This is a genomic window from [Clostridium] scindens ATCC 35704 (assembly GCF_004295125.1).
GTDB classification, from domain to species: Bacteria; Bacillota; Clostridia; order Lachnospirales; family Lachnospiraceae; genus Clostridium_AP; species Clostridium_AP scindens.
The window spans coordinates 3,266,079-3,288,243 of the sequence record NZ_CP036170.1 but is presented as its reverse complement, the minus strand read 5'-3'; the positions used below and the strand labels follow the sequence as shown (position 1 = coordinate 3,288,243).

Here is a 22,165-nt window from a genome sequence, read left to right as displayed (position 1 = left end):
TTGTCAGGATGGCAAGTGACAAATGTCATGCCCATCCGGGCATTTATGAGGAAACGTATATTTATGAAGAGAACGATCGACCAGACAGTCTTGCTGATATATTGTTTTGCCACCGTATTGCTGGTGCCGGCTGATACGGCATTTCTCGTCGCCTTTCTTGCGGCCATTATCTATGGGGCATCCAATCTCTATCGGGATTCCCGGAAGTGGAATCTTGCATCCGCCATCGTTTTTCTTGCAATATCAATCGTAATCCCGCAGTTCTTGCTCTTCACCCCGCTCGTATTATATGGCCTGCTGGATTACCGACAGTATATACTGATTGCTGTCCTGGCGGGGCTTTATCTGAATTCTTATGGACCAAAGGAGCCAGACATTATGTGCTTTATAGCGCTTGGATGCGCGGTGGCTATGCTGATCCAGTATCAGACCGGAAAGTTTGAAGAACTGGAGCATAAGTATCGAAAGACCAGGGATGACGGCGCAGAACTGAATCTTCTACTGAAGGAGAAGAACCAGAATCTGCTGGAGAAGCAGGACTATGAGATCTATACAGCCACCTTGAGGGAGCGCAACCGGATCGCGAGGGAGATTCATGATAATGTGGGCCATATGCTGTCCAGGTCGATTCTTATGGTGGGAGCCATGAAGGCCATCAGCAGGGAAGAGAACTTAAAAGAACCGCTGCTCCAGCTGGAGGTTACCTTGAATGCCGCGATGAGCAGCGTGCGTCAAAGCGTCCACGACCTTCACGACGAGTCCATCAATATGAAGGAAGTTCTGGGGGAGCTGGTGGGCGATTTCACCTTCTGTAAGGCCCATCTGGAATATGATATGGGATACGATGTCCCAAGGGAGATCAGGTATAGTTTTATCATGATTGTAAAAGAGGCGCTTAACAACGTCATAAAGCACAGCAACGCTACCCGGGTGAGCGTTCTTGCAAGAGAGCACCCGGGGCTGTACCAGCTGGTAATCGAGGATAACGGAAGCGTCAGCGGTTCGGAAGAAGTAAAGGATGGTGCCCGGGGAATCGGGATACAGAATATGAAGGAGCGGATCGAGGCGCTGGACGGAACCATACAGATCCGAAAGGAGCGGGGATTCCGAATCTACATCACGGTGCCGAAGAAAGAGGAGGTAGGGATTTGAATATTGTAATTATAGATGATGACGTGCTGGTATCCAGCGCATTGAAGACGATACTGGAGTCCAAGGAAGAGATCCGGGTATCTGGCATGGGACAGGATGGAGGCGAGGCGCTAAGATTGTACCGGGAGCACAAGCCGGATGTGCTTCTGATGGATATCCGCATGAAGAATGTAAGCGGGCTGGCTGCCTCCCGGGAGATACTAAAGGAGTATCCCGAAGCAAAGATCTTGCTTCTTACTACCTTTTCCGACGATGAATACATTGTAAAGGCGCTGAAATATGGCGTGAAGGGCTATCTGCTGAAGCAGGATTACAACAGCATCCTACCGGCACTGCAGGCGGTAAAAACAGGCCAGACGGTATTTGGGACTGAGATTATCGCCAAGATACCGGGCCTTCTGCAGGAGAAGAAGACCTTTGACTGGGAGGCGCATGAGATCAGCGGGAAGGAACTGGAAGTAATCTCCCTGGTGGCGGAGGGTCTGAGCAATAAAGAGATTGCGAAGCGCCTGTTCTTAAGCGAGGGTACGGTGCGCAATTATATCAGCAGCATACTGGACAAATTAGAACTAAGAGACCGCACGCAATTGGCGGTCTATTATCTGAATACTACGAGGTAGTAAGAAAGGAATGCCTATGAACAGCGAACAGGATAAGACGATGGAACTATTGACGGCTACCACGCCCCTGGACATGGAGATACAGCATATGGAACCCCTGGACCGGGTCAACGGATTCGATGTAAGGCCGGGCTTCTATATGTTCGATGGAGCGACCCCGATCCCCAGGGGAGTCTGCTTTACGGTGCAGTCCCAGGGGGCAGTTTCCTGCGAACTGCTCCTCTATCACAGGAAGGAGTCCGAGCCTTATGCGGTGATTCCATTTCCGGACAATTATAAGATTGGAAATGTCTATTCCATGGTGGTATTCGGCCTGAATGTGGAGGAATTCGAATATGCGTACAGGCTGGATGGGCCTTATAATCCCAAGGAGGGCCTTCTCTTTGATAAGAGGAATATTCTTCTGGATCCTTACGCCAAAGCAGTGACCGGGCAGAGTACCTGGGGACGGAAGGTCAGCGATGACGGATACCGGGCCCGGGTGGTGAGGAACAATTTCTACTGGGGCACGGAAGTATGGCCCAAGATTCCAATGGAGGAATTGGTCATCTACGAGATGCATGTCCGGGGATTCACCATGATGGATCCTGGAGTCAGCGCGCCTGGAACCTTTGAGGGAATCCGACAGAAGATCCCTTATCTAAAGGATCTGGGAGTCAATGCCATTGAACTGATGCCCATCTTCGAATTTGATGAGCTGAGCGACCGGAGGGTGGTGGATGGAAGAGAACTTCTGAATTACTGGGGCTATAATTCCGTCAGTTTTTTTGCGCCCAACACCAGTTATACATCTGCCGTAGAGTATAACCGGGAGGGGACGGAACTGAAGCAGCTGGTAAAATCCCTGCATGAGAACGGAATCGAGGTTATTCTGGACGTTGTATTCAATCATACGGCAGAAGGAAACGAGAATGGGCCTTTCATATCTTTTAAAGGCTTTGACAACAATATTTATTATCTGCTGACTCCCGATGGATACTATTATAATTTCAGTGGCTGCGGCAATACCATGAACTGCAATCATCCGGTGGTCCAGAGGATGATCATCAACTGTCTCAGGTACTGGGTCACGACTTACCGGATTGACGGATTCCGGTTCGACCTTGCGTCCATCCTTGGACGCAACGAAGACGGTACGCCGATGAGGAAGCCTCCGCTTCTTCAGGCGCTGGCCCAGGATGCGATTCTTGCTGATACGAAGTTGATTGCCGAAGCGTGGGACGCCGGGGGATTATACCAGGTGGGAGACTTCCCTGCATTTAAGCGGTGGTGCGAGTGGAACGGCAAGTACCGGGATGATATGAGGGAATATCTGAAGGGAGGCTTATGGTGCGGCAAGTATGCGGCCAAGCGCCTGATCGGATCGCCGGATATCTACGATCCGGATATCCGGGGAAAGGATGCCTCCATCAATTTTATCACCTGCCATGACGGGTTCACGCTGTACGACCTGTACTCGTATAACGAGAAGCACAACGAGGCAAACGGCTGGGGCAATACGGACGGCGGCAACGATAACCGCAGCTGGAACTGCGGGGTGGAAGGCGAGACCAGCGATCCGGAGGTCCTCCATCTGAGAAAGCGGATGATCAAGAATGCCTGCGCAACGCTCCTTGCAAGCAGAGGGACGCCCATGTTCCTTGCGGGAGACGAATTTTGCAATACCCAGTTCGGCAACAACAATCCGTATTGCCAGGATAATGAGATCTCGTGGCTTGACTGGGGACTGCTTAAGAAGAACCAGGATATCTACCAGTTCTTCCGGTATATGATCCATTTCCGCAAGAAGCATCCTGCCATCCATGGACTGTGCAGCCCGGCGACATGCGGCCTTATGGATGTGAGTCTTCATGGGGTGCGGCCTTTTGAAGGAGACTTTGGGGGGGATGCCAAGGTCATAGCAGCAATGTTTGCGGGATTTGACAGCAAAAGAAAGAAAGACGACATCGTCTATATTCTGATCAATGCCTACTGGGAGGCCATGACGGTCACGCTTCCCACCCTGCCGGGAGATATGAAGTGGAGCATTGCGGCGAATACCGGCGAGGAAGGCGTGGGATACCACGAAGAACCGGTGCCTGTGGCGCAGGATAAGGTCCTTGCCGGGGAGAGGTCTGTGATGGTGCTGGTAGGAGGTCATTATTTATCTACAGAAAGTGGGGCGAAGGAACCTTGAGCGGTTCCGGATCCGGCGCTTTGAAGGGCTGGTGTCAGGTATGAAAAAGATTGGGATGCTCTAGCCATCCTGCCATTGTTTTGGTACAATGATTATCAGACTGGAAAATTTGGAGGACTTACGAATGAAGAGACCAGGACAGGAGGCAGCAAAACGCCTGAATATAAATTGGGGAAGTTTTTACAGGAATGTATTTGCCTTGGTCATCCCTATGGCCATTCAGAATCTGATTAATGTGGGGGTGACGGCAGCAGACGTGATCATGCTGGGACGAGTGGGGGAGAAGGTGCTCTCCGGCGCATCTTTGGCCGGACAGATTCAGTTTATCATGACGCTGATCTTCATGGGCATTACTTCCGGGGCTACGGTTCTGACGGCCCAGTACTGGGGAAAGAAGGATACAAGGACCATCGAGAAGGTGCTGGGGATGGGGCTTGCGGCAGGGCTGTTTACGGCTGTGGCGTTTGCGGCGGCTGCCCTCTTTATTCCGGAGGCGCTGATGCGCATCTATAGTTCAGATCCGGCGGTCATTGCAGAGGGCATCCGGTACTTGAGGATTGTCGGCTTCTCCTATCTGTTCATGGCAGTGACGCAGGTATACTTAAATATCATGAGAAGTATAGAGAGGGTATTGATTGCCACCTTTGTCTACAGCGTCTCGCTGATCGTAAACATTGCCGTGAATGCACTGCTGATCTTCGGGCTTCTGGGATTCCCGGCTCTGGGAATCCGCGGCGCCGCCATCGGAACGCTGTGTGCCAGAATCGTGGAGATGGTCATCGTGCTGTGCTATGCATATTTTCAGAACCGGGTGGTGCGAATCAGGATCGGAGACATGGTGCATGTGGACAAGGTGCTTTTAAAGGACTATATGGTGTACGCGATGCCGGTGGTCCTCAATGAACTGATGTGGGGACTGGGAAGCTCCGCCAACACGGCGGTCATCGGCCACCTTGGAAGCTCGGCCGTAGCAGCCAATTCAGTGGCTCAGGTAGCCAGGCAGCTGGCGACTGTCGTGGTGTTCGGCATCTCCCATGCTACAGCCATCTGCCTTGGCAAGACCATCGGAGAGCAGAAACTGGAGCATGCCAAGGCGTATGCCAAGCGGTTCATCTATCTTAGCCTGGTTTTGGGAGCAGCAGGCGCGTTGGTGATCCTGGCAGCCGCGCCTATTGCCAACGCTACGCTGGCGCTCAGTCCGGATGCAAAGGGATATCTGACATTTATGTTCTTCGTCATGTCCTATTTCACGATCGCCCAGTCCTTAAATTGCACGATGGTGGTAGGAATCTTCCGCTCTGGCGGGGATACCAGGTTCGGGCTTATCATGGACGTGTCTACCATGTGGGGATTCTCCATACTGGTGGGCGCAGTGGCCGCATTCGTGTTTCATGCAAGCGTGCCTGTGGTCTATGTCATATTGATGAGTGACGAACTGATAAAGGTGCCAATTACCATAAAGCGGTATCTCAGTTATAAATGGCTAAAAAATGTAACCAGGGAAAAAGAAGAATTGGAGGGAGCATAGCATGATCGTATTAGAGAAGCAGGAAATCGAATCGCTGATAGACTTGAATCAGATGATGGACCAGATTGAGGAGGCCTACCGGATATTCGGAGAGGGGGACTATTACATGCCGCCCAGGCAGGCCGTGGAGGATGCCAATAAGACTATGATGTACATGCCCTGCTATACAAAGGAAATGATCGGGACCAAGATATTGAGCATCTTCCCCGACAATGCCAAACTGGGCCTGCCGTCCATTGACGGCGTGATGCTTTTAAACGACTATCAGACCGGCAAGCCGCTGGCCCTACTGGATGGACAGACTGTTACCGCATGGAGGACCGGTGCCGTGGGAGGCGTGGGAATCCGGCATCTGGCGGCAAAGGACAGCCATACGGTGGGCATTATAGGCGCGGGAGTGCAGGGATTTCACCAGGCGCTTTATGCATGAGCGGCCAGGGATATCCATACTGTGTACGTCTATAATCACAGCAGCCGGGACCTGACAGATTATCTGGACAGATTGGAAAAAGCTATTGATAAGGAAGGTACAAAGGTAGTACAATGTAAGACAGTAGAAGAATTAGCGGAAAAAAGCGATATCATCTGCACGACAACGCCTTCTACGACACCGGTGCTTCCCAATGACAGAGCGTTATTGGAAGGGAAATGCATTATCGCGATCGGTTCCTATACTCCTGATATGCGGGAAATACCGGATGTGATCTGGGACCTTGTGGATAAGGTATATATAGAGCTCCCTTATGCATGCGAAGAATGCGGGGACTTAAGCCAGCCGATCTCGGAGGGGCGCCTTTCCATGGATCGGGTCATGCTGATGCATGAGTATCTGGCATCAGGAGCGGATGAAGAAGCAGGCGACGGAAAGACCACCTATTTCAAATCAGTGGGAATGGGGCTTTTTGACGTATGTATCGCACAAAAAATATTAGAACAGGCAAAGGAGAGGTAATTATGAAGGTAGTATCAACAGAGAAAGCGCCAAAGGCATTAGGACCATATTCACAGGGATATGTACATGGAGGAATCCTCTATTCCGCAGGGCAGATTGGAATCAATCCGGCGACGGATACGGTAGAGGCGGACACGATTGAGGGACAGGCAGAACAGGCATGCAAGAATATCGGCGAGATCCTCAAAGAGGCAGGAACTTCCTTTGACAAGGTGTTAAAGACCACATGCTTCCTTGCGGATATGGGAGACTTTGCGGCATTTAATGAAGTTTACGCAAAATACTTTACATCCAAGCCAGCCAGAAGCTGCGTAGCAGTAAAGACGCTGCCAAAGAACCTGCTGTGCGAGATCGAGGTTATTGCGGCAGTAGAAGAATAGAGTAATTTAATTTGGAAAGAGGTATATAGATCATGTCAGAAGAACAACAAAATGGCTGCTCTCCATCTGACTGCGCCGGCTGCGCGCATGCAGATTCCTGCAGCAGCAAGCCACAGGATATGAAGGAGCCAGCGAACCCATTTTCACACGTAGGGAAGGTGATCGCGGTTGTCAGCGGCAAGGGAGGCGTAGGAAAGTCTATGGTGACGGCCTCTTTGGCAAGACTGATGAGAGAGCAGGGATTCTCGGTAGGCATCCTGGATGCAGATATTACCGGGCCATCCATACCTAAGATGTACGGCATCCATGAGGGGGCCAAGGGAAACGAAGCAGGGATGTTCCCATGCGAGGCTAAGGACGGGACAAGGATCATGTCCGTCAATCTTCTGCTGGAGAACGAGTCGGATCCGGTTATCTGGAGAGGGCCTGTGATCGCAGGAGTCGTAACCCAGTTCTGGACGGATGTCATGTGGGGAGACCTGGACTATCTGTTCGTGGATATGCCTCCCGGAACAGGCGATGTTCCATTGACCGTATTCCAGTCCCTTCCGGTAGATGGAGTCGTGATCGTCACATCTCCCCAGGATCTGGTACAGATGATTGTCAAGAAGGCTTACAATATGGCGAAGAAGATGGACATTCCGGTACTGGGGATCGTGGAGAATTATAGTTATCTGGTATGCCCGGACTGCGGAAAGAAGATTTCCGTATTTGGAGAGAGCCATGTGGATGAGGTGGCAGAGGAACTGGACATTCCGGTACTGGGAAAGATGCCGATTGATGCGGTGCTCGCAGAGGCCGTGGAGAATGAGCGGTTCTCGGAAGTCAGCAATGAGTACCTTGCGGCAGCGGTTAATAAGTTTTAGATTTAAAAATATGGGCGGTGGACGACAAGCATATTGCCTTGTCATCCACCGCCCGTTTTCCTGCTATTGGAGAAGAAGATAGAGAGCACTGTAGGGGCTAAGATCGAGTTGGATGGTCCCTGCATCGGCCGCTAATTCCAGATCCTCATACTTTCGCCCGCCGGCATATTCCTCCATATCGCTGGCCAGGAGGATGGAAGCATGGACGGCGGCTTTTACAGGAAGCCGGTAGCCTTCCTGAATCTGATCAGACAAGTTAAAGACGGCGGCGATACGCTCCTTTCCGTCGGTTCGCTCAAAAGCGTAGATGCAGCGTTCTTCCTGATGGCAGTCCAGCCAGGAGAACCCTTCAGGAGCATAGTCGCAGCGAAAAAGGGCCGGATGCTTCAGATAGAGTTTGTTCAAATCCTTCATAAAGCGATGGAAGGCGTCATGTATGGGGTATTTCAGGATATCCCAATCCTGCTCCCGCTTCTCATCCCATTCCCGCAGCTGTCCGAACTCATTTCCCATAAAGTTCAGCTTCTTGCCTGGATGGGCGTACATATACATATACAGGGCACGGGCCTGTGGAAACTTCTCTTCATACTCCCCGTACATTTTCTGGAGGATGGTTGCTTTCCCGTGGACGACCTCATCGTGGGATAAGGGCAGCAGGAAGGAGTCGCTGTAATAATAGTGCATGGAGAAGGTCAGCTTGTGATAATCCCTGGTACGGTACTCGGGGGCGGTACGGAAGTATTCCAAGGTGTCATTCATCCAGCCCATATCCCATTTATAATCGAATCCTAAGCCGCCTTCGGCCGTGCTTTTTGTCACGCAGGGGTAGGAGGTGGAGTCTTCCGCCGAGAGGATGGCAGAAGGATGCATCTGCTTCAAGCCCCGGTTCATCTCCCGGATAAAGTCTACGGCTGACTTGTTCACGCCTCTGGCCGGATCTCCCTGCCAGTAGATGATGTTGCTGATGGCATCCATGCGGATGCCGTCCACATGGTAATCGGTGAGCCAGTAATTGGCGGCAGACTGTAGGAAGCTTCGAACTTCGCCGCGGGAATGCATGAAGTTGCAGCTGCCCCACTCGCTTCGTCCCACGTCCATATTGGGGTATTCATATAACGCAGTGCCGTCGTAGTTGGCAAGCGCATAGCCATCTACGGCAAAATGTACGGGGACAAAGTCCATAATGATGCCGATGTCGTTCTGATGGCAGGCATCGATGAACTCCATCAGTTCCTGGGCGGTTCCGTACCGGGAGGTAGGACTGTAGAATCCGGTATTCTGGTATCCCCAGGATTCATCGCAAGGGTGCTCGCTTAACGGCATGATTTCCAGATAGTTATAGCCGTTTTCCTTGAGGTAAGGCAACAGTTTATCTGCCAGTTCGGCATAGGAATACCAGTCCTCTTCTTCCTTTGAAGGCTTCTTCCAGGAGCCGAAATGCAGTTCGTAGATATTCAAAGGCTGGTTCCTGTGATCCGTACGCTGCTCCATCCACTTAGAATCCTTGAAGCGGTAGGAAGAGAGATCCCGGATGATGGATGCGTTCTTCGGACGCAGTTCCATGCCATATCCGTAAGGATCGCAGTGATCGATAAAGGATCCGGACTGCTGGTAGATGCGGTACTTGTACATCATGCCGGGTCTGGCATCCGGGATGTAACATTCCCAGAAGTTGCCGTCATAGACTTTGTGCATGGGGCATTCTTCCCAGCCGCTGAATTCTCCGATCAGCGAGATGCGCTGGGCGCTGGGGGCAAAGGTGCAAAAGGTGACGCCTTCCTCTTCTACATGGGCGCCAAGATAGCGGTAGGCGTCGAATATTTTTCCAGTGTAAAATCCATAATAGTCCATAAATGACCCTCCAATTTATTTTCCTAAAATAATAGACAGTAGTTGATTATCTGATTTATAATGATTATACAAGATGGAAAAGCGCCCATCCACCAACAATATAGGAGAAGAGGCGTATAACCGACGGATTCATAAAACCGTCGGATTACAAGGGGGAAATGCCATGGATCTTCGGATTGAGAAAACGGAAAAAGGGATACGCAATGCCTTTATCGAACTTCGCTCCAGGAAGCCCCTGGAGAAGATCACCATTAAAGAATTGTGCGAGCACGCATACATCAATAAGTCTACTTTTTATTCTCATTATAAGGATATCTATGACTTGTCGGAGCGGATGGAAGAGGAAGTCGTCTCCTCCATTACCAATAGCATCTCGCATCCGGAATATATTATGGAGAATCCGGCAGAATTCACAAGGGAATTATTTCTGGCCTATCTGTCCCAGAATTCGCTGATCACCATACTTTTTTCCGGAAGCCAGAGGAATCATCTCGCGGACAGGATCGAGACCAGCATCAAGGAAATGATATTCAGAAAGCATCCGGAGTACCGTAAGGACAGGGTCAGGAATATTATTCTAAGCTACTGCATACAGGGCGGGTATCATGCGTTCCAAAGGAACCGGGATAAGGATATGCAGACGCTGATCTCCGTGATCAGCGACCTGACAGAAGTGGTAAAGCCGCTATATGAGGCTGAATATTAGCATAGGAGTCCTATTGACAGAAAGAACATATGTTTGTATAATGGTAGAAAACAAACGTATGTTCTTACTGCGTTTTATGAAAGGCGGATGATTATGAGGATCCAAGAGTCCATGACGATGTACGAGAAACTGAATATTCTGACGGACGCTGCTAAGTATGACGTGGCCTGCACTTCCAGCGGGACTGCCAGGGCCAATGACGGGACCGGCATGGGCAGCTGCGAGCAGACCGGAATCTGCCATAGTTTCTCGGCGGATGGAAGGTGCATCTCTCTTCTTAAGATTCTTTATACCAATGAATGCATCTATGACTGCAAATACTGCATCAACAGGAGGACCAATGATGTCAGGCGCGCATCTTTTACGCCGGATGAAGTGTGCACGCTTACCATGGAGTTCTACAGGCGCAATTATATCGAGGGGCTGTTCCTAAGTTCCGGTATTCTGAATAGCCCGGACTATACGATGGAACTGATTTATGCCACGTTGTATAAGCTGCGCAGGGAATGCAATTTCCAGGGCTACATCCATGTAAAGGCCATTCCGGGCGCCAACCAGGAACTGGTGCACAGGATCGGGTTTCTGGCGGATCGGATGAGCGTCAACCTGGAACTTCCTACGGCAGAGAGCCTGAGACTTCTTGCGCCTCATAAGAGCAGGAAGAATATCCTGGCCCCCATGCGCCTGGTGCAGAGCAAGGCGGCCCAGAACCGGCAGGAGATCCAGGTATACCGCAATGCGCCCAGGTTCGTTCCGGCAGGGCAGAGTACCCAGATGATCATCGGGGCGACCCCTGAGACGGACTACCAGATCATGCAGGTGACGGAGGCCCTCTATCAGAAGTTTGAGTTAAAAAGAGTGTTTTTCTCGGCTTTTGTCCATGTGAATGAGGATGCCACGCTACCCGCGCGTACGGACAAGGGGCCGCCGCTTCTTAGGGAGCACCGGCTGTATCAGGCGGACTGGCTGCTGCGGTACTACCATTTTCAGGCGGACGAGCTGCTGTCGGAGGAATCGCCGAACTTCAACGTGCTGTTTGATCCCAAGTGCAACTGGGCGCTGAAGCATCTGGAGTATTTTCCGGTGGAGATCAACCGGGCAGACTATAAGATGCTTCTGCGGGTGCCGGGGATCGGCTATAAGTCGGCCACCCGGATTGTCAAGGCCAGGAGATTGGGGAACCTTAACTTCCAGGATATAAAGAAGATGGGCGTAGTGCTTAAGCGGGCGCTGTATTTTATCACTTGCGGCGGAAAGATGATGTATCCGACCAAGATTGAGGAAGACTATATTACGAGAAATCTGCTGAATGCGAGGGAGAGGCTGCCGGAAGGGATTGACGGCATGAGTTATCGGCAGCTGTCCCTGTTCGACGATGTAAGGTTCGGAGGGAAGTTCTATGAAGACGGTCTATGTGTGTAGCGATACGGTGACGGGGATATTCTCCGGCATCTATGATGCCTGGAAGACAGGCCGGGGGGAAGCAGACTGCGCCATCGCCCTTCGTGGGATGCTGGAGCAGCAACTGTTCTGCGACTATGTGGAAGTGGAAGAGACGGAGCATAAAGCGATCGCCGTGGAGAATTTGATCAAGAAGCATCTGGGAAGACAGGCATACTGGGACATCTATCATGCCGTGCTGGCGGCGGATAAAGACAAGGGGGACGCGATCCTTGGCACCATGCTGGCGGCAAGGACGCTTCCCGACAGCACCAGGATCATGGAGCACTTAAGCCATCCTAAGGTGGAGAAGGTATTTGAACTGAGCCGTACCGTGGGAGGGGAGGCTCATGCGCTGAAAGGCTTCCTGAGATTCCAGGAATTAAAAAACGGCGTCCTGTACGCGCAGATTACGCCCAAGTCCCAGGTGCTTACCTGCCTGGCTCCTCATTTTGCGAACCGTCTGCCACTGGAGAACTGGATGATTCATGACAAGAGCCATGACATGTTCGTGGTGCATGAGGCAAAGAAGAAATGGATTCTGATATGGGACGATATGCTGGATAGGAAGGGGAGCCTTGAAGTGTCGGAAAAGGAAGCCCGGTATTCCAGATTGTGGAAGGACTTCTGCAAGACTATAGCCATAGAATCCCGCACCAACAGAAGGTGCCAGCTGCAGCACCTGCCCTTGCGGTTTCGCCCCAATATGGTGGAATTTACGAATTAGGCTGCGACAGAAGGAAAATCTATGATACAATAGGAAGAAATGTAGATGAAGGACGAAAAGGACTATGGATTTGGAACAGCCAGTGATTCGGATCTCCGTGCGCAGCCTGGTGGAATTTATACTGCGCGGCGGCGATATTGACAATAGAATAGCAGGGACTGACAAGGACGCCATGCTGCTTGGAGGCAAGATCCACCGGAAGATCCAGCGGCAGATGGGTGCTGACTATCATGCAGAGGTCTCCCTGAAGCAGGAGGTTGCCTGCAATGGATTCCTGCTGCTGATAGAGGGGCGTGCAGACGGAATCATGGATACGCCGCAGGGACCCGTGGTGGACGAGATCAAGGGGATCTTCAAGGAACTGGATACATTGAAAGAGCCCATCCTGGTGCATCTGGCCCAGGCAAAGTGCTACGCCTATATCTATGCCAGGCAGAATGGCCTGGAGGAGATTGGCGTGCAGATGACCTACTGTAATATGGAGACGGAGGAGATCAAGCGATTTCAAAGCACATATGCCTTCGAGGAACTGGAAGCCTGGTTTCAGGAACTGACAGCTTCTTATGAGAGATGGGCCCGTTATCAGATTGAGTGGAGGAAGAAGCGGAATGCATCCATACGGCAGGTGGAATTTCCCTTTTCTTACCGGGAGGGACAAAAGGAGCTGGTCACCAGCGTCTACCGCACCATCCTTCGCAAGAAAAAGTTGTTCGTACAGGCCCCTACAGGAGTGGGAAAGACGATCTCCACGGTGTTCCCGGCTGTAAAAGCCATGGGGGAAGGGCTGGGAGAGAAGATATTCTACCTGACGGCCAAGACGATTACCAGAACGGTGGCGTGGCAGGCATTTGACTCCCTGAAAGCCCAGGATCTGCGCATGAAAGTGATCGTGCTCACCGCCAAGGAGAAGATCTGCTTCTGCGAGGAGACAAACTGCAATCCGGATGACTGCCCTTACGCCAAGGGGCATTTTGACAGGGTGAATGACGCGGTGTATGAACTGCTGGCCTCCACAGATGAGATGAGCCGGGAGGTGATAGAAGAACAGGCGAGAAAATGGAACGTGTGCCCGTTCGAGATGGGGCTGGACGTGTCGCTGTGGGTGGATGCAATCATCTGCGACTATAATTATGTTTTTGATCCCAATGCGCACTTGAAGCGGTTTTTCGGCGAGGGAAATAAAGGCGAGTATCTGTTCCTGATCGACGAGGCTCATAATCTGGTGGAACGGGGGAGGGAGATGTACAGCGCCAGCATCTATAAAGAGGATTTCCTTAAGATCAAGCGTCTGGTAAAAGCCGAGGACAGCAGACTGGCCAGCCGGCTGGATGAGTGCAACAAGCAGCTTCTGGCGCTGAAGCGGGAGTGCGAGGATTACCAGATACTGGACAGCGTAGCCCATATCTACCTGAAACTGCTTGCGCTGATGACGGAGATGGAACGTTACTTGGAAGAGTGCCGCAACGAGGAGATACGCAAGGAAGTGCTGGAATTATATTTTGCCGTACGTATGTTTGCGAACATTCATGAGGGACTGGATGAGAATTATCTGATCTATTCGGAACTGGAGGAGGATGGAAGGTTCAAACTGCGTCTGTTCTGCGTGAACCCGGCCAACTGCCTCGCCCAGTTCCTGGATAGGGGAAACAGCACCGTATTCTTCTCCGCAACGCTGCTCCCTATCCACTATTATAAGAAACTTTTGAGCAATTCGAAGGAGGATTACGCCATCTATGCAGAGTCTCCTTTTGACGCAAGGAAGCGCCTTCTGCTGATCGGCACGGATGTCAGCACCAAGTATACAAGCCGTGGAGAGGAAATGTACCGGCGGTATGCCGAATATCTGATCCAGGTAGCAAGAAGCAGGAAAGGAAACTATATTGCCTTTTTTCCTTCCTACTATTTTATGGAAGAGGTCTATGGAGTTTTTGTATCTTTGCTGGAGAGCGTACCCTGCTACGGGGGCCGTAAGATCGAGTATGTGATGCAGTCCAGGTATATGTCGGAGGAGGCAAGGGAGATATTCCTGGAGAATTTTGAGGAAGACAAAGACAATAGCCTGATGGGCTTCTGCGTGATGGGCGGCATCTTTTCAGAAGGCATCGATCTGGCTATGGACAAGCTGATCGGAGCCATTATCGTAGGGACAGGACTGCCCCAGGTATGCAGGGAGCGGGAACTGCTGAAAACATATTTTGATTCCCACGGGCTAAGAGGATTCGACTATGCCTATCTCTATCCAGGCATGAACAAGGTCCTGCAGTCTGCTGGAAGGGTCATACGGACCGATCAGGACTGCGGTATCATCCTGCTTCTGGATGAGCGGTTCCGGGACGGAAGGTATCAGGAGACCTTCCCCCGGGAATGGAGCCAGTATGGATGGTGCAATGCCAGGAACGTGACCGGGATGATCGAAACGTTCTGGGATGGGATGGACAAGGCCTGAGCCCTCCCAAAAACAGCCAGTTTGCTAAGAAAACTTTGCCCCGGGAAAGAAGTTTAAGAATTCCAAGGTGGCCTTGGAGGCCGGAATCTGTTCATTGTAGGCAATGACCAATTCACGGGAGGGAAGTTCCTCGCTAGTCTCAACGATAAAGAGGCTGTCACTTTTTCTTTGCAGGCAGTAATCAGGAATGAAGGCGATCCCCAGGCCGATGCTGGCAAGATCAATTAGCAGGTCATTGCTGCTTAACTCGATCTCCGGCACCAAATCCAGTTGGCGCTGCTGGAACAGGGAATGAAGGAATTCGCTGGTGGTGCTCCGTTTATCCAGCATGAGGATAGGATACTTAAGCAGCTGTTCCAGATCCAGTTTCATGCCTTTGAGTTCGGCGAAAGACTCATTGGCGAGGAAGACATCCCTGAATTTCCGGATCTTTCTGACACCGGTAATATTTCCCAGGTAAGGATTGGGGTAGTTGACTACGATCAGATCCACCTGGCCGCTTTCCAGCAGTTCCACGCAGCGGATGGAGGTGGCATTGGTGACCTTGATATGGGCGCCGGGAAATTCCTTGTGGAATCTTTCCAGATAGGGTACCAGGAAGTACCGGCAGATGGTGTCGCTCGCCCCGATCCTTATCTGTCCGCCTTTGGAATTGGTTTCCATCAACTGCGCCTCTCCCCGCTTGATCAGGTTCATCGCCGGCTCCACATGGCGCAGCAGAATCTCCCCTTCAGGGGTCAGGCGTACCCTTTTGGTGCTGCGGATGAACAAAGTCTGGTCCAGTTTCTTCTCCAAAGCCTTGATGGACTGGCTGACCGCTGACTGGGAGATGAACAGTTGCTTGGAAGCTTCTGAAAAACTGAGGGTTGTGGCTACAAAGTAGAATACTTTATATAATTCATAATTAACATCCATCATAAGTCCTCCTTATAAAATTACTAAGTATTATAAGCGAAAAGGGAGTGAATTACAACTCCTATTATGATAGAATGGGGGTGGAGGAGTCAAGACATGAAAAAAACACAGCAATTGATGGCAGCGGCGGCCATGCTGCTTATCATTATATCGGTATTGATCACCAGTTTCCAGCTGGTTATTTATGGGGACTCGGAGTATAAGTTTTATCAGAAGGAGTATGAAAAGTATACAGTTTGCGATGCGCTTGGAATGAAGATGAATGATGTCATGCGGGTGACGGAGCATATGATGGCATATCTGATCGGCGAGGAGGAGGAACTGTCCGTGATAACTACGGTGGAAGGCGAGAAGAAGGATTTCTTCAATGAGCAGGACAGGCTTCATATGGCGGACGTAAGAAATCTGTTTCTTGGAGGGCTTAAGGTTAGGACTGCCTGCCTTATGCTGGCGCTGGTCCTTCTGGCACTCCTGATTCTGACGAATGCGGACTGGAAAGTGCTGATACCCAGGGCATATTCGGCTGCCCTTGCCATATTTCTAGCCATTGTTGCCTTCTTGGGAATTGCGTTTGCCATAGATTTTACAAAGTGCTTTACTATTTTCCATGAAATATTCTTTACTAATGACCTTTGGATGTTTGATTCAGCTACAGACTATATGATACGGATGCTTCCGGAAGGATTCTTTTCGGATATGGTACTACGGATAGGAATTGCCTTCATTGTCATGCTGATGATTCTGTGGGGAATCTTCCGTATATGGAGGGTGGCAATGAAGGATAATAATAAGCATAGATTATAAGAAGGTTAAGTTATATTAATTTAATTAATAACAAAACATATGATACAATAGAACCATAAAAAGCGTAAAATTCATGGATGGAGGAAGATTTATGAGCAATGTAAAACGAGTGTACGTCGAGAAGAAGCCAGGATTTGCGGTGCAGGCGGAGGAACTGAAGCATGAGTTGAAGAGTTATCTGGGGATTAAGGATATTCAGAATGTCCGGGTATTGATCCGCTATGATGTGGAAAATATCTCCGAAGAGACTTTTAAGAAAGCATGCAACGGCATATTTGCAGAACCGCCGGTTGACACTCTGTATGAAGAGGAGTTCCAGAGTGCGCCGGGAAGCAGGATATTTTCCGTAGAGTTCCTTCCGGGGCAGTTTGACCAGCGTGCGGATTCCGCGGTACAGTGCGTGCAGTTTATCAAAGAAGACGAACAGCCTGTCATTAAGACGGCTACCACCTATGTGATTGAAGGGAATATTACGGATGCACAGTTCGAAGCGATCAAGGAGCACTGCATCAATCCTGTGGACTCCCGGGAAACCGGTACCGAGAAGCCGGAGACACTGTTGACAAAGTTTGACGAGCCGGAAGATGTCATTATCTTTGAGGGATTCAAAGACATGGCAAAAGATCAGTTAATGGAACTGTATGGCTCGCTGGGGCTAGCAATGACCTTTAAGGATTTTCTTCATATTCAGAATTATTTCCGCAAGGAAGAGGACCGTGATCCTTCTATGACAGAGATCCGCGTGCTGGACACCTATTGGTCTGATCATTGCCGCCACACGACGTTTTCAACAGAGCTTAAGGATGTGTCTTTTGGCGAGGGCGATTACAGGGAGCCCATAGAAGATACCTATAAGCAGTATTTAAGCGACCACAGCGAGATATTCAAAGGCAGGGAGGACAAGTTCGTGTGCCTGATGGATCTGGCCCTGATGGCGATGCGCAAACTGAAGAAGGAAGGCAAGCTGGAAGATCAGGAAGAGTCTGACGAGATCAATGCCTGCAGTATCGTCGTGCCGATCAAGGTAGACGGCGTGGAAGAAGAGTGGCTGGTGAACTTTAAGAATGAGACCCACAACCACCCAACGGAGATCGAGCCTTTCGGCGGAGCGGCAACCTGCCTGGGCGGAGCGATCCGTGACCCGTTGTCCGGGCGTACCTATGTATACCAGGCAATGCGCGTGACAGGCGCGGCAGATCCTACCGTGTCCGTCAATGACACGATGAAGGGCAAGCTTCCTCAGAAGAAACTGGTAAGAGAGGCGGCACACGGATACAGTTCTTATGGAAATCAGATCGGTCTTGCCACAGGAGCGGTAAAGGAGATCTATCATCCGAATTATGTGGCTAAGAGAATGGAGATAGGAGCAGTCCTGGGAGCAGCGCCGAGACGTGCGGTCATCCGGGAGACGTCTGATCCCGACGATATCATCATCCTTCTGGGCGGCCGTACAGGACGTGACGGCTGCGGCGGCGCGACCGGATCTTCCAAGGTACATACGGAAGAGTCCATTGAGACTTGCGGCGCGGAAGTACAGAAGGGCAACCCGCCTACGGAGCGTAAGATCCAGCGTCTGTTCCGAAGGGAAGAAGTAAGTCGGCTGATCAAGAAGTGCAACGACTTCGGCGCGGGCGGCGTGTCCGTGGCAATCGGGGAACTGGCTGACGGCCTGAGAGTAGACCTTGACAAGGTTCCGAAGAAATACGCGGGCCTGGACGGAACGGAAATTGCCATCTCCGAGTCCCAGGAGCGTATGGCGGTAGTGGTTGATCCGAAAGATGTGGACGAATTCATGGCGTACGCAAAGGAAGAGAACCTGGAGGCTACCAAAGTAGCGGTAGTAACGGAGGAGCCAAGGCTTGTGCTGTCATGGAGAGGCAAAGAGATCGTCAATCTTTCCCGCGCCTTCCTGGATACCAACGGGGCGCACCAGGAGACCAGCGTTGCCGTAGATATTCCAAGTCGTGCGGACAGCATTCTTGGAAGAGAAGAAGTAAAGAATGTGAAGGAAAAATGGCTTGATACATTGAAAGACCTGAACGTATGCTCCCAGAAAGGCCTTGTGGAGATGTTCGACGGCTCTATCGGGGCGTCTTCCGTATTTATGCCTCATGGAGGAAAGTACCAGATGACGGAGACGCAGGCTATGGTTGCCAAACTGCCGATACAGACGGGAGAGTGCGACACTGTGACGATGATGAGTTATGGATTCGATCCTTACCTTTCTACCTGGAGCCCATACCACGGGGCCATCTATGCAGTGACGGAATCCGTGGCTAAGATCGTGGCAGCAGGCGGAGACCACAAGAAGATTCGTTTTACATTCCAGGAATACTTCCGCAGGATGACAGAGGATCCGCACAGATGGAGCCAGCCTTTTGCAGCACTTCTCGGCGCCTACAATGCCCAGCTTGGATTCGGGCTTCCGTCTATCGGCGGCAAGGACAGCATGTCTGGAACGTTTGAGGATATCGACGTACCTCCGACCCTGGTATCATTTGCAGTGGATGTGGCTGCGGAAAAGGATATCATTACGCCGGAACTGAAGCAGGCAGGAAATAAGCTGGTTTGGCTCAGCATCGAGACGGACGAGTACGATATTCCCAAATATGAAAAAGTGATGGAGCAATATGCGAAGTTCACGGAAGATATTCACAGCGGCAGGATTGTGGCAGCCTATGCCCTCGACAGGCACGGCGTCATCGCGGCTGTAAGCAAGATGGCCTTTGGCAATGGGATGGGCGTAAAGATCGAGCACAATATAGATGCAAGAGATCTCTTTGCCCCTGCTTTTGGCGATATCATCGCGGAAGTGCCGGCAGACAAGGTAGGGGAACTTGGCATTACGTATACGGTAATCGGAGAAGTAACGGAAGATGCCACATTCTCTTACGGAAATGAAAAGATCAGCCTTGCCGAGGCAGAGCGCGCATGGAAGGAAACGCTTGAGCCGGTATTCCCTACCAATTCCGGGGCAGAAGGACAGGAAGAGAAGATTGAGACGGGACTATATAAGACTTCTGACATCCATATCTGCAGCCATAAGATCGCCCAGCCAACCGTATTCATACCGGTATTCCCGGGAACCAACTGCGAGTATGACAGCGCAAGGGCATTTGAACGGGCAGGAGCGAACGTAATCACCAAGGTATTCAAGAATATGAGCGCAACGGATATCCTGGATTCTGTCAGCGTATTCGAGGAAGCGATCGGCCAGGCGCAGATGATCATGTTCCCAGGCGGATTCAGCGCAGGCGACGAGCCGGATGGCTCTGCCAAGTTCTTTGCAACCGCATTCCAGAATGCAAAGATGAAAGAGGCGGTAGAGAAGCTTCTCAATGAAAGAGATGGACTGGTTTTGGGCGTCTGCAACGGCTTCCAGGCTCTGGTTAAGCTTGGGCTGGTTCCAAATGGGGCGATCACCGGACAGACAGAGGAGTCTCCGACCTTGACTTATAATACCATAGGCCGCCATATTTCCAAGATGGTCTATACCAAGGTAGTGACCAACAAGTCCCCATGGCTTGCACAGGCAGAACTAGGCGGCGTATATACCAATCCTGCATCCCACGGAGAAGGAAGATTCGTGGCCAGCAAGGAATGGATCGATAGACTTTTTGCAAATGGGCAGGTTGCAACTCAGTATTGTGATCTAAACGGAAATATCAGTATGGATGAGGAATGGAATGTAAATGGCTCCTACTGCGCGATCGAAGGAATCACGAGTCCGGACGGCCGGGTATTTGGCAAGATGGCCCATTCAGAGAGACGTGCCCGCTCCGTAGCCATGAACATTTATGGAGAGCAGGATCTGAAGATCTTTGAATCCGGTGTCAAGTACTTTAAATAATTGGATGCTTAAAATACCACGATGTCTAGAATGCTAAGAGATGCAAAATGAAACATGGTCGATGTGTTGTTGCAGATACTCCCGATAGGCGTGGGAAAAACTGCACAAAAAAATCATCTGTTTGCAGGAAAACGAATTTAAAATTGCAGAAATGGAAAAAATTTTTAAAAAAATTCTTGTGTTCTATATAGAATTCCTTTACAATATTAAAGGACAAAAGCATCGTACAGGCGGGTAGACTTTGTCTGCCCGTTTTGTTATTAAGTTTTAGGAGGTAGAAAAGTATGTCATATGTTGATGAAGTCCTGGAAAAAGTAGTGGCAAAGAATCCAGCAGAGCCGGAATTCCACCAGGCAGTAAAAGAAGTATTGGAATCATTGAGAGTAGTGGTAGAGGCTAATGAAGAAAAGTACAAAAAGGATGCTCTGCTGGAGAGACTGGTCGAGCCGGAGAGACAGTTTAAATTCCGCGTGCCATGGGTAGATGACAAGGGGCAAGTCCAGGTGAACACAGGCTACCGCGTTCAGTTTAACAGCGCGATCGGACCTTATAAAGGAGGCCTTCGCCTTCACCCATCTGTCAACCTTGGAATCATTAAGTTCCTTGGTTTCGAGCAGATTTTCAAGAATTCATTGACAGGCCTTCCTATTGGAGGCGGAAAAGGCGGTTCCGACTTTGATCCGAAAGGCAAATCAGACAGAGAAGTAATGGCATTCTGCCAGAGTTTTATGACAGAACTTTGTAAATATATTGGCGCTGACACGGATGTTCCGGCTGGAGATATCGGAACAGGCGCCAGAGAGATCGGCTATATGTTTGGCCAGTATAAGAGAATCCGGGGCGTATATGAAGGCGTGCTTACCGGAAAAGGCTTAAGTTACGGTGGATCTCTTGCGAGGACAGAAGCAACAGGATACGGCCTTTTGTACCTGACAAAAGAGATGCTGAAGATCAATGGGCATGATATTGCGGGAAAGACGGTTGCCGTATCCGGTTCCGGAAATGTTGCGATCTATGCTACCCAGAAGGCTTTCCAGCTTGGCGCAAAAGTAGTGACGGTCAGTGATTCCAATGGATGGGTATACGATCCGGATGGAATTGACGTAGAAGCATTGAAAGAAATCAAAGAAGTGAAGCGTGCAAGATTGACGGAATACAAGAACTACCGTCCGAATTCAGAATATCATGAAGGACGCGGCGTATGGTCTGTAAAGGTTGACATTGCCCTTCCTTGCGCAACCCAGAACGAACTTCATCTGGAAGACGCAAAGATGCTGGTGGAGAATGGATGCATTGCAGTAGCGGAAGGCGCAAACATGCCTACAACGCTGGAAGCAACGCAATATCTGCAGCAGAATGGCATATTATTCGCTCCAGGAAAGGCGGCGAATGCCGGCGGCGTTGCCACATCCGCTCTTGAAATGTCCCAGAACAGCGAGCGTTTAAGCTGGTCTTTTGAAGAAGTAGACTCCAAGCTTCAGGGCATCATGGTAAATATTTGCCACAATATGGCAGATGCCGCAAAACGCTATGATGCAGAAGGAAATTATGTCATTGGCGCCAATATTGCAGGATTTGAGAAGGTTGTAGAGGCTATGAACGCTCAGGGAATCGTTTAATACAGGTGTATCCTCTGCACCACATAGAATTTATTTTCGGATTTTGTAAAAAAATTAAAAAAAGTGTTGACAATTAATGGATTTCAATAGTATAATAGCAAAGCGGGTTCGAGATAAGGACCCGCAAGAATAT

General features: G+C 50.4%; 15 protein-coding genes and 1 pseudogene. 14 read left to right on the top strand and 2 right to left on the bottom strand.

All coding sequences use genetic code 11. The annotated features are described in order from the left end of the window. The first annotated feature begins 63 nt into the window (after positions 1–63). The 7 genes and pseudogenes from HDCHBGLK_RS16880 to HDCHBGLK_RS16850 all read left to right on the top strand — a co-directional run bounded on the left by HDCHBGLK_RS16880 (position 64) and on the right by HDCHBGLK_RS16850 (position 7,674). Positions 64–1,152 carry a sensor histidine kinase gene (locus HDCHBGLK_RS16880; protein ID WP_039909265.1) on the top strand — a complete coding sequence of 363 codons (1,089 nt, stop codon included), beginning with the start codon at positions 64–66 and terminating at the stop codon, positions 1,150–1,152. Next, on the top strand, positions 1,149–1,772 hold the full coding sequence (locus tag HDCHBGLK_RS16875; RefSeq protein ID WP_004605147.1) for a response regulator: 624 nt from the start codon (positions 1,149–1,151) through the stop codon (positions 1,770–1,772). The genes HDCHBGLK_RS16880 and HDCHBGLK_RS16875 overlap by 4 nt, the downstream gene beginning before the upstream one ends. A gap of 16 nt (positions 1,773–1,788) precedes the next feature. Next, entirely contained in the window at positions 1,789–3,948 is a 2,160-nt protein-coding gene (gene glgX / locus HDCHBGLK_RS16870) for a glycogen debranching protein GlgX (protein WP_130574628.1), read from the top strand. A gap of 124 nt (positions 3,949–4,072) precedes the next feature. Further along, positions 4,073–5,476 (top strand): MATE family efflux transporter, encoded by a 1,404-nt coding sequence (locus tag HDCHBGLK_RS16865; RefSeq protein ID WP_039909266.1) that lies wholly within the window; start codon positions 4,073–4,075, stop codon positions 5,474–5,476. Between the two features lies 1 nt (position 5,477). Next, positions 5,478–6,428 (top strand): annotated as a pseudogene (locus HDCHBGLK_RS16860) (ornithine cyclodeaminase family protein). 2 nt (positions 6,429–6,430) lie between these two features. Further along, positions 6,431–6,808 carry a RidA family protein gene (locus tag HDCHBGLK_RS16855; protein ID WP_004605152.1) on the top strand — a complete coding sequence of 126 codons (378 nt, stop codon included), beginning with the start codon at positions 6,431–6,433 and terminating at the stop codon, positions 6,806–6,808. Positions 6,809–6,840: 32 nt separating this feature from the next. Then, the gene (locus HDCHBGLK_RS16850) at positions 6,841–7,674 is read left to right on the top strand and encodes an Mrp/NBP35 family ATP-binding protein (RefSeq protein WP_009248589.1); all 834 of its coding nucleotides are present in this window, start codon (positions 6,841–6,843) and stop codon (positions 7,672–7,674) included. A 63-nt stretch (positions 7,675–7,737) separates the two neighbouring features. On the opposite strand, the gene glgB is transcribed toward HDCHBGLK_RS16850, so the two are convergent. Then, positions 7,738–9,525 (bottom strand): 1,4-alpha-glucan branching protein GlgB, encoded by a 1,788-nt coding sequence (gene glgB, locus HDCHBGLK_RS16845; protein ID WP_009248588.1) that lies wholly within the window; start codon positions 9,523–9,525, stop codon positions 7,738–7,740. 163 nt (positions 9,526–9,688) lie between these two features. On the opposite strand from glgB, the gene HDCHBGLK_RS16840 reads away from it, so the two are divergent. The 4 genes from HDCHBGLK_RS16840 to HDCHBGLK_RS16825 all read left to right on the top strand — a co-directional run bounded on the left by HDCHBGLK_RS16840 (position 9,689) and on the right by HDCHBGLK_RS16825 (position 14,844). Continuing rightward, positions 9,689–10,231, top strand: a complete 543-nt coding sequence (locus HDCHBGLK_RS16840; protein ID WP_009248587.1) for a TetR/AcrR family transcriptional regulator — start codon at positions 9,689–9,691, stop codon at positions 10,229–10,231. A gap of 93 nt (positions 10,232–10,324) precedes the next feature. Further along, positions 10,325–11,653 carry a putative DNA modification/repair radical SAM protein gene (locus tag HDCHBGLK_RS16835; protein WP_174722019.1) on the top strand — a complete coding sequence of 443 codons (1,329 nt, stop codon included), beginning with the start codon at positions 10,325–10,327 and terminating at the stop codon, positions 11,651–11,653. After that, entirely contained in the window at positions 11,631–12,398 is a 768-nt protein-coding gene (locus tag HDCHBGLK_RS16830) for a TIGR03915 family putative DNA repair protein (RefSeq protein WP_004605158.1), read from the top strand. The genes HDCHBGLK_RS16835 and HDCHBGLK_RS16830 overlap by 23 nt, the downstream gene beginning before the upstream one ends. Before the next feature lie 64 nt (positions 12,399–12,462). Then, positions 12,463–14,844: an ATP-dependent DNA helicase gene (locus HDCHBGLK_RS16825; RefSeq protein ID WP_004605159.1), complete on the top strand. Its 2,382-nt coding sequence runs from the start codon at positions 12,463–12,465 to the stop codon at positions 14,842–14,844. 24 nt (positions 14,845–14,868) lie between these two features. On the opposite strand, the gene HDCHBGLK_RS16820 is transcribed toward HDCHBGLK_RS16825, so the two are convergent. Then, a complete protein-coding gene (locus HDCHBGLK_RS16820; RefSeq protein ID WP_174722025.1) occupies positions 14,869–15,759 on the bottom strand; it encodes a LysR family transcriptional regulator in 891 nt (296 codons plus the stop codon). A gap of 96 nt (positions 15,760–15,855) precedes the next feature. On the opposite strand from HDCHBGLK_RS16820, the gene HDCHBGLK_RS16815 reads away from it, so the two are divergent. The 3 genes from HDCHBGLK_RS16815 to gdhA all read left to right on the top strand — a co-directional run bounded on the left by HDCHBGLK_RS16815 (position 15,856) and on the right by gdhA (position 22,032). Next, positions 15,856–16,563, top strand: coding sequence for a TIGR01906 family membrane protein (locus tag HDCHBGLK_RS16815; protein ID WP_039909269.1), 708 nt, complete (start codon positions 15,856–15,858; stop codon positions 16,561–16,563). 91 nt (positions 16,564–16,654) lie between these two features. After that, positions 16,655–20,413, top strand: coding sequence for a phosphoribosylformylglycinamidine synthase (locus tag HDCHBGLK_RS16810; RefSeq protein WP_039909270.1), 3,759 nt, complete (start codon positions 16,655–16,657; stop codon positions 20,411–20,413). Positions 20,414–20,697: 284 nt separating this feature from the next. Further along, positions 20,698–22,032: an NADP-specific glutamate dehydrogenase gene (gene gdhA / locus HDCHBGLK_RS16805; RefSeq protein ID WP_004605163.1), complete on the top strand. Its 1,335-nt coding sequence runs from the start codon at positions 20,698–20,700 to the stop codon at positions 22,030–22,032. Positions 22,033–22,165: the final 133 nt, after the last annotated feature.

Excerpts from the sequence above, each read along its gene's own strand:
- HDCHBGLK_RS16880 (WP_039909265.1), top strand. The coding sequence starts at position 64 with ATGAAGAGAACGATCGACCAGACAGTCTTGCTGATATATTGTTTTGCC.
- glgX (WP_130574628.1), top strand. The coding sequence starts at position 1,789 with ATGAACAGCGAACAGGATAAGACGATGGAACTATTGACGGCTACCACG.
- HDCHBGLK_RS16865 (WP_039909266.1), top strand. The coding sequence starts at position 4,073 with ATGAAGAGACCAGGACAGGAGGCAGCAAAACGCCTGAATATAAATTGG.
- HDCHBGLK_RS16855 (WP_004605152.1), top strand. The coding sequence starts at position 6,431 with ATGAAGGTAGTATCAACAGAGAAAGCGCCAAAGGCATTAGGACCATAT.
- HDCHBGLK_RS16850 (WP_009248589.1), top strand. The coding sequence starts at position 6,841 with ATGTCAGAAGAACAACAAAATGGCTGCTCTCCATCTGACTGCGCCGGC.
- glgB (WP_009248588.1), bottom strand. The coding sequence starts at position 9,525 with ATGGACTATTATGGATTTTACACTGGAAAAATATTCGACGCCTACCGC.
- HDCHBGLK_RS16840 (WP_009248587.1), top strand. The coding sequence starts at position 9,689 with ATGGATCTTCGGATTGAGAAAACGGAAAAAGGGATACGCAATGCCTTT.
- HDCHBGLK_RS16835 (WP_174722019.1), top strand. The coding sequence starts at position 10,325 with ATGAGGATCCAAGAGTCCATGACGATGTACGAGAAACTGAATATTCTG.
- HDCHBGLK_RS16830 (WP_004605158.1), top strand. The coding sequence starts at position 11,631 with ATGAAGACGGTCTATGTGTGTAGCGATACGGTGACGGGGATATTCTCC.
- HDCHBGLK_RS16825 (WP_004605159.1), top strand. The coding sequence starts at position 12,463 with ATGGATTTGGAACAGCCAGTGATTCGGATCTCCGTGCGCAGCCTGGTG.
- HDCHBGLK_RS16820 (WP_174722025.1), bottom strand. The coding sequence starts at position 15,759 with ATGGATGTTAATTATGAATTATATAAAGTATTCTACTTTGTAGCCACA.
- HDCHBGLK_RS16815 (WP_039909269.1), top strand. The coding sequence starts at position 15,856 with ATGAAAAAAACACAGCAATTGATGGCAGCGGCGGCCATGCTGCTTATC.
- HDCHBGLK_RS16810 (WP_039909270.1), top strand. The coding sequence starts at position 16,655 with ATGAGCAATGTAAAACGAGTGTACGTCGAGAAGAAGCCAGGATTTGCG.
- gdhA (WP_004605163.1), top strand. The coding sequence starts at position 20,698 with ATGTCATATGTTGATGAAGTCCTGGAAAAAGTAGTGGCAAAGAATCCA.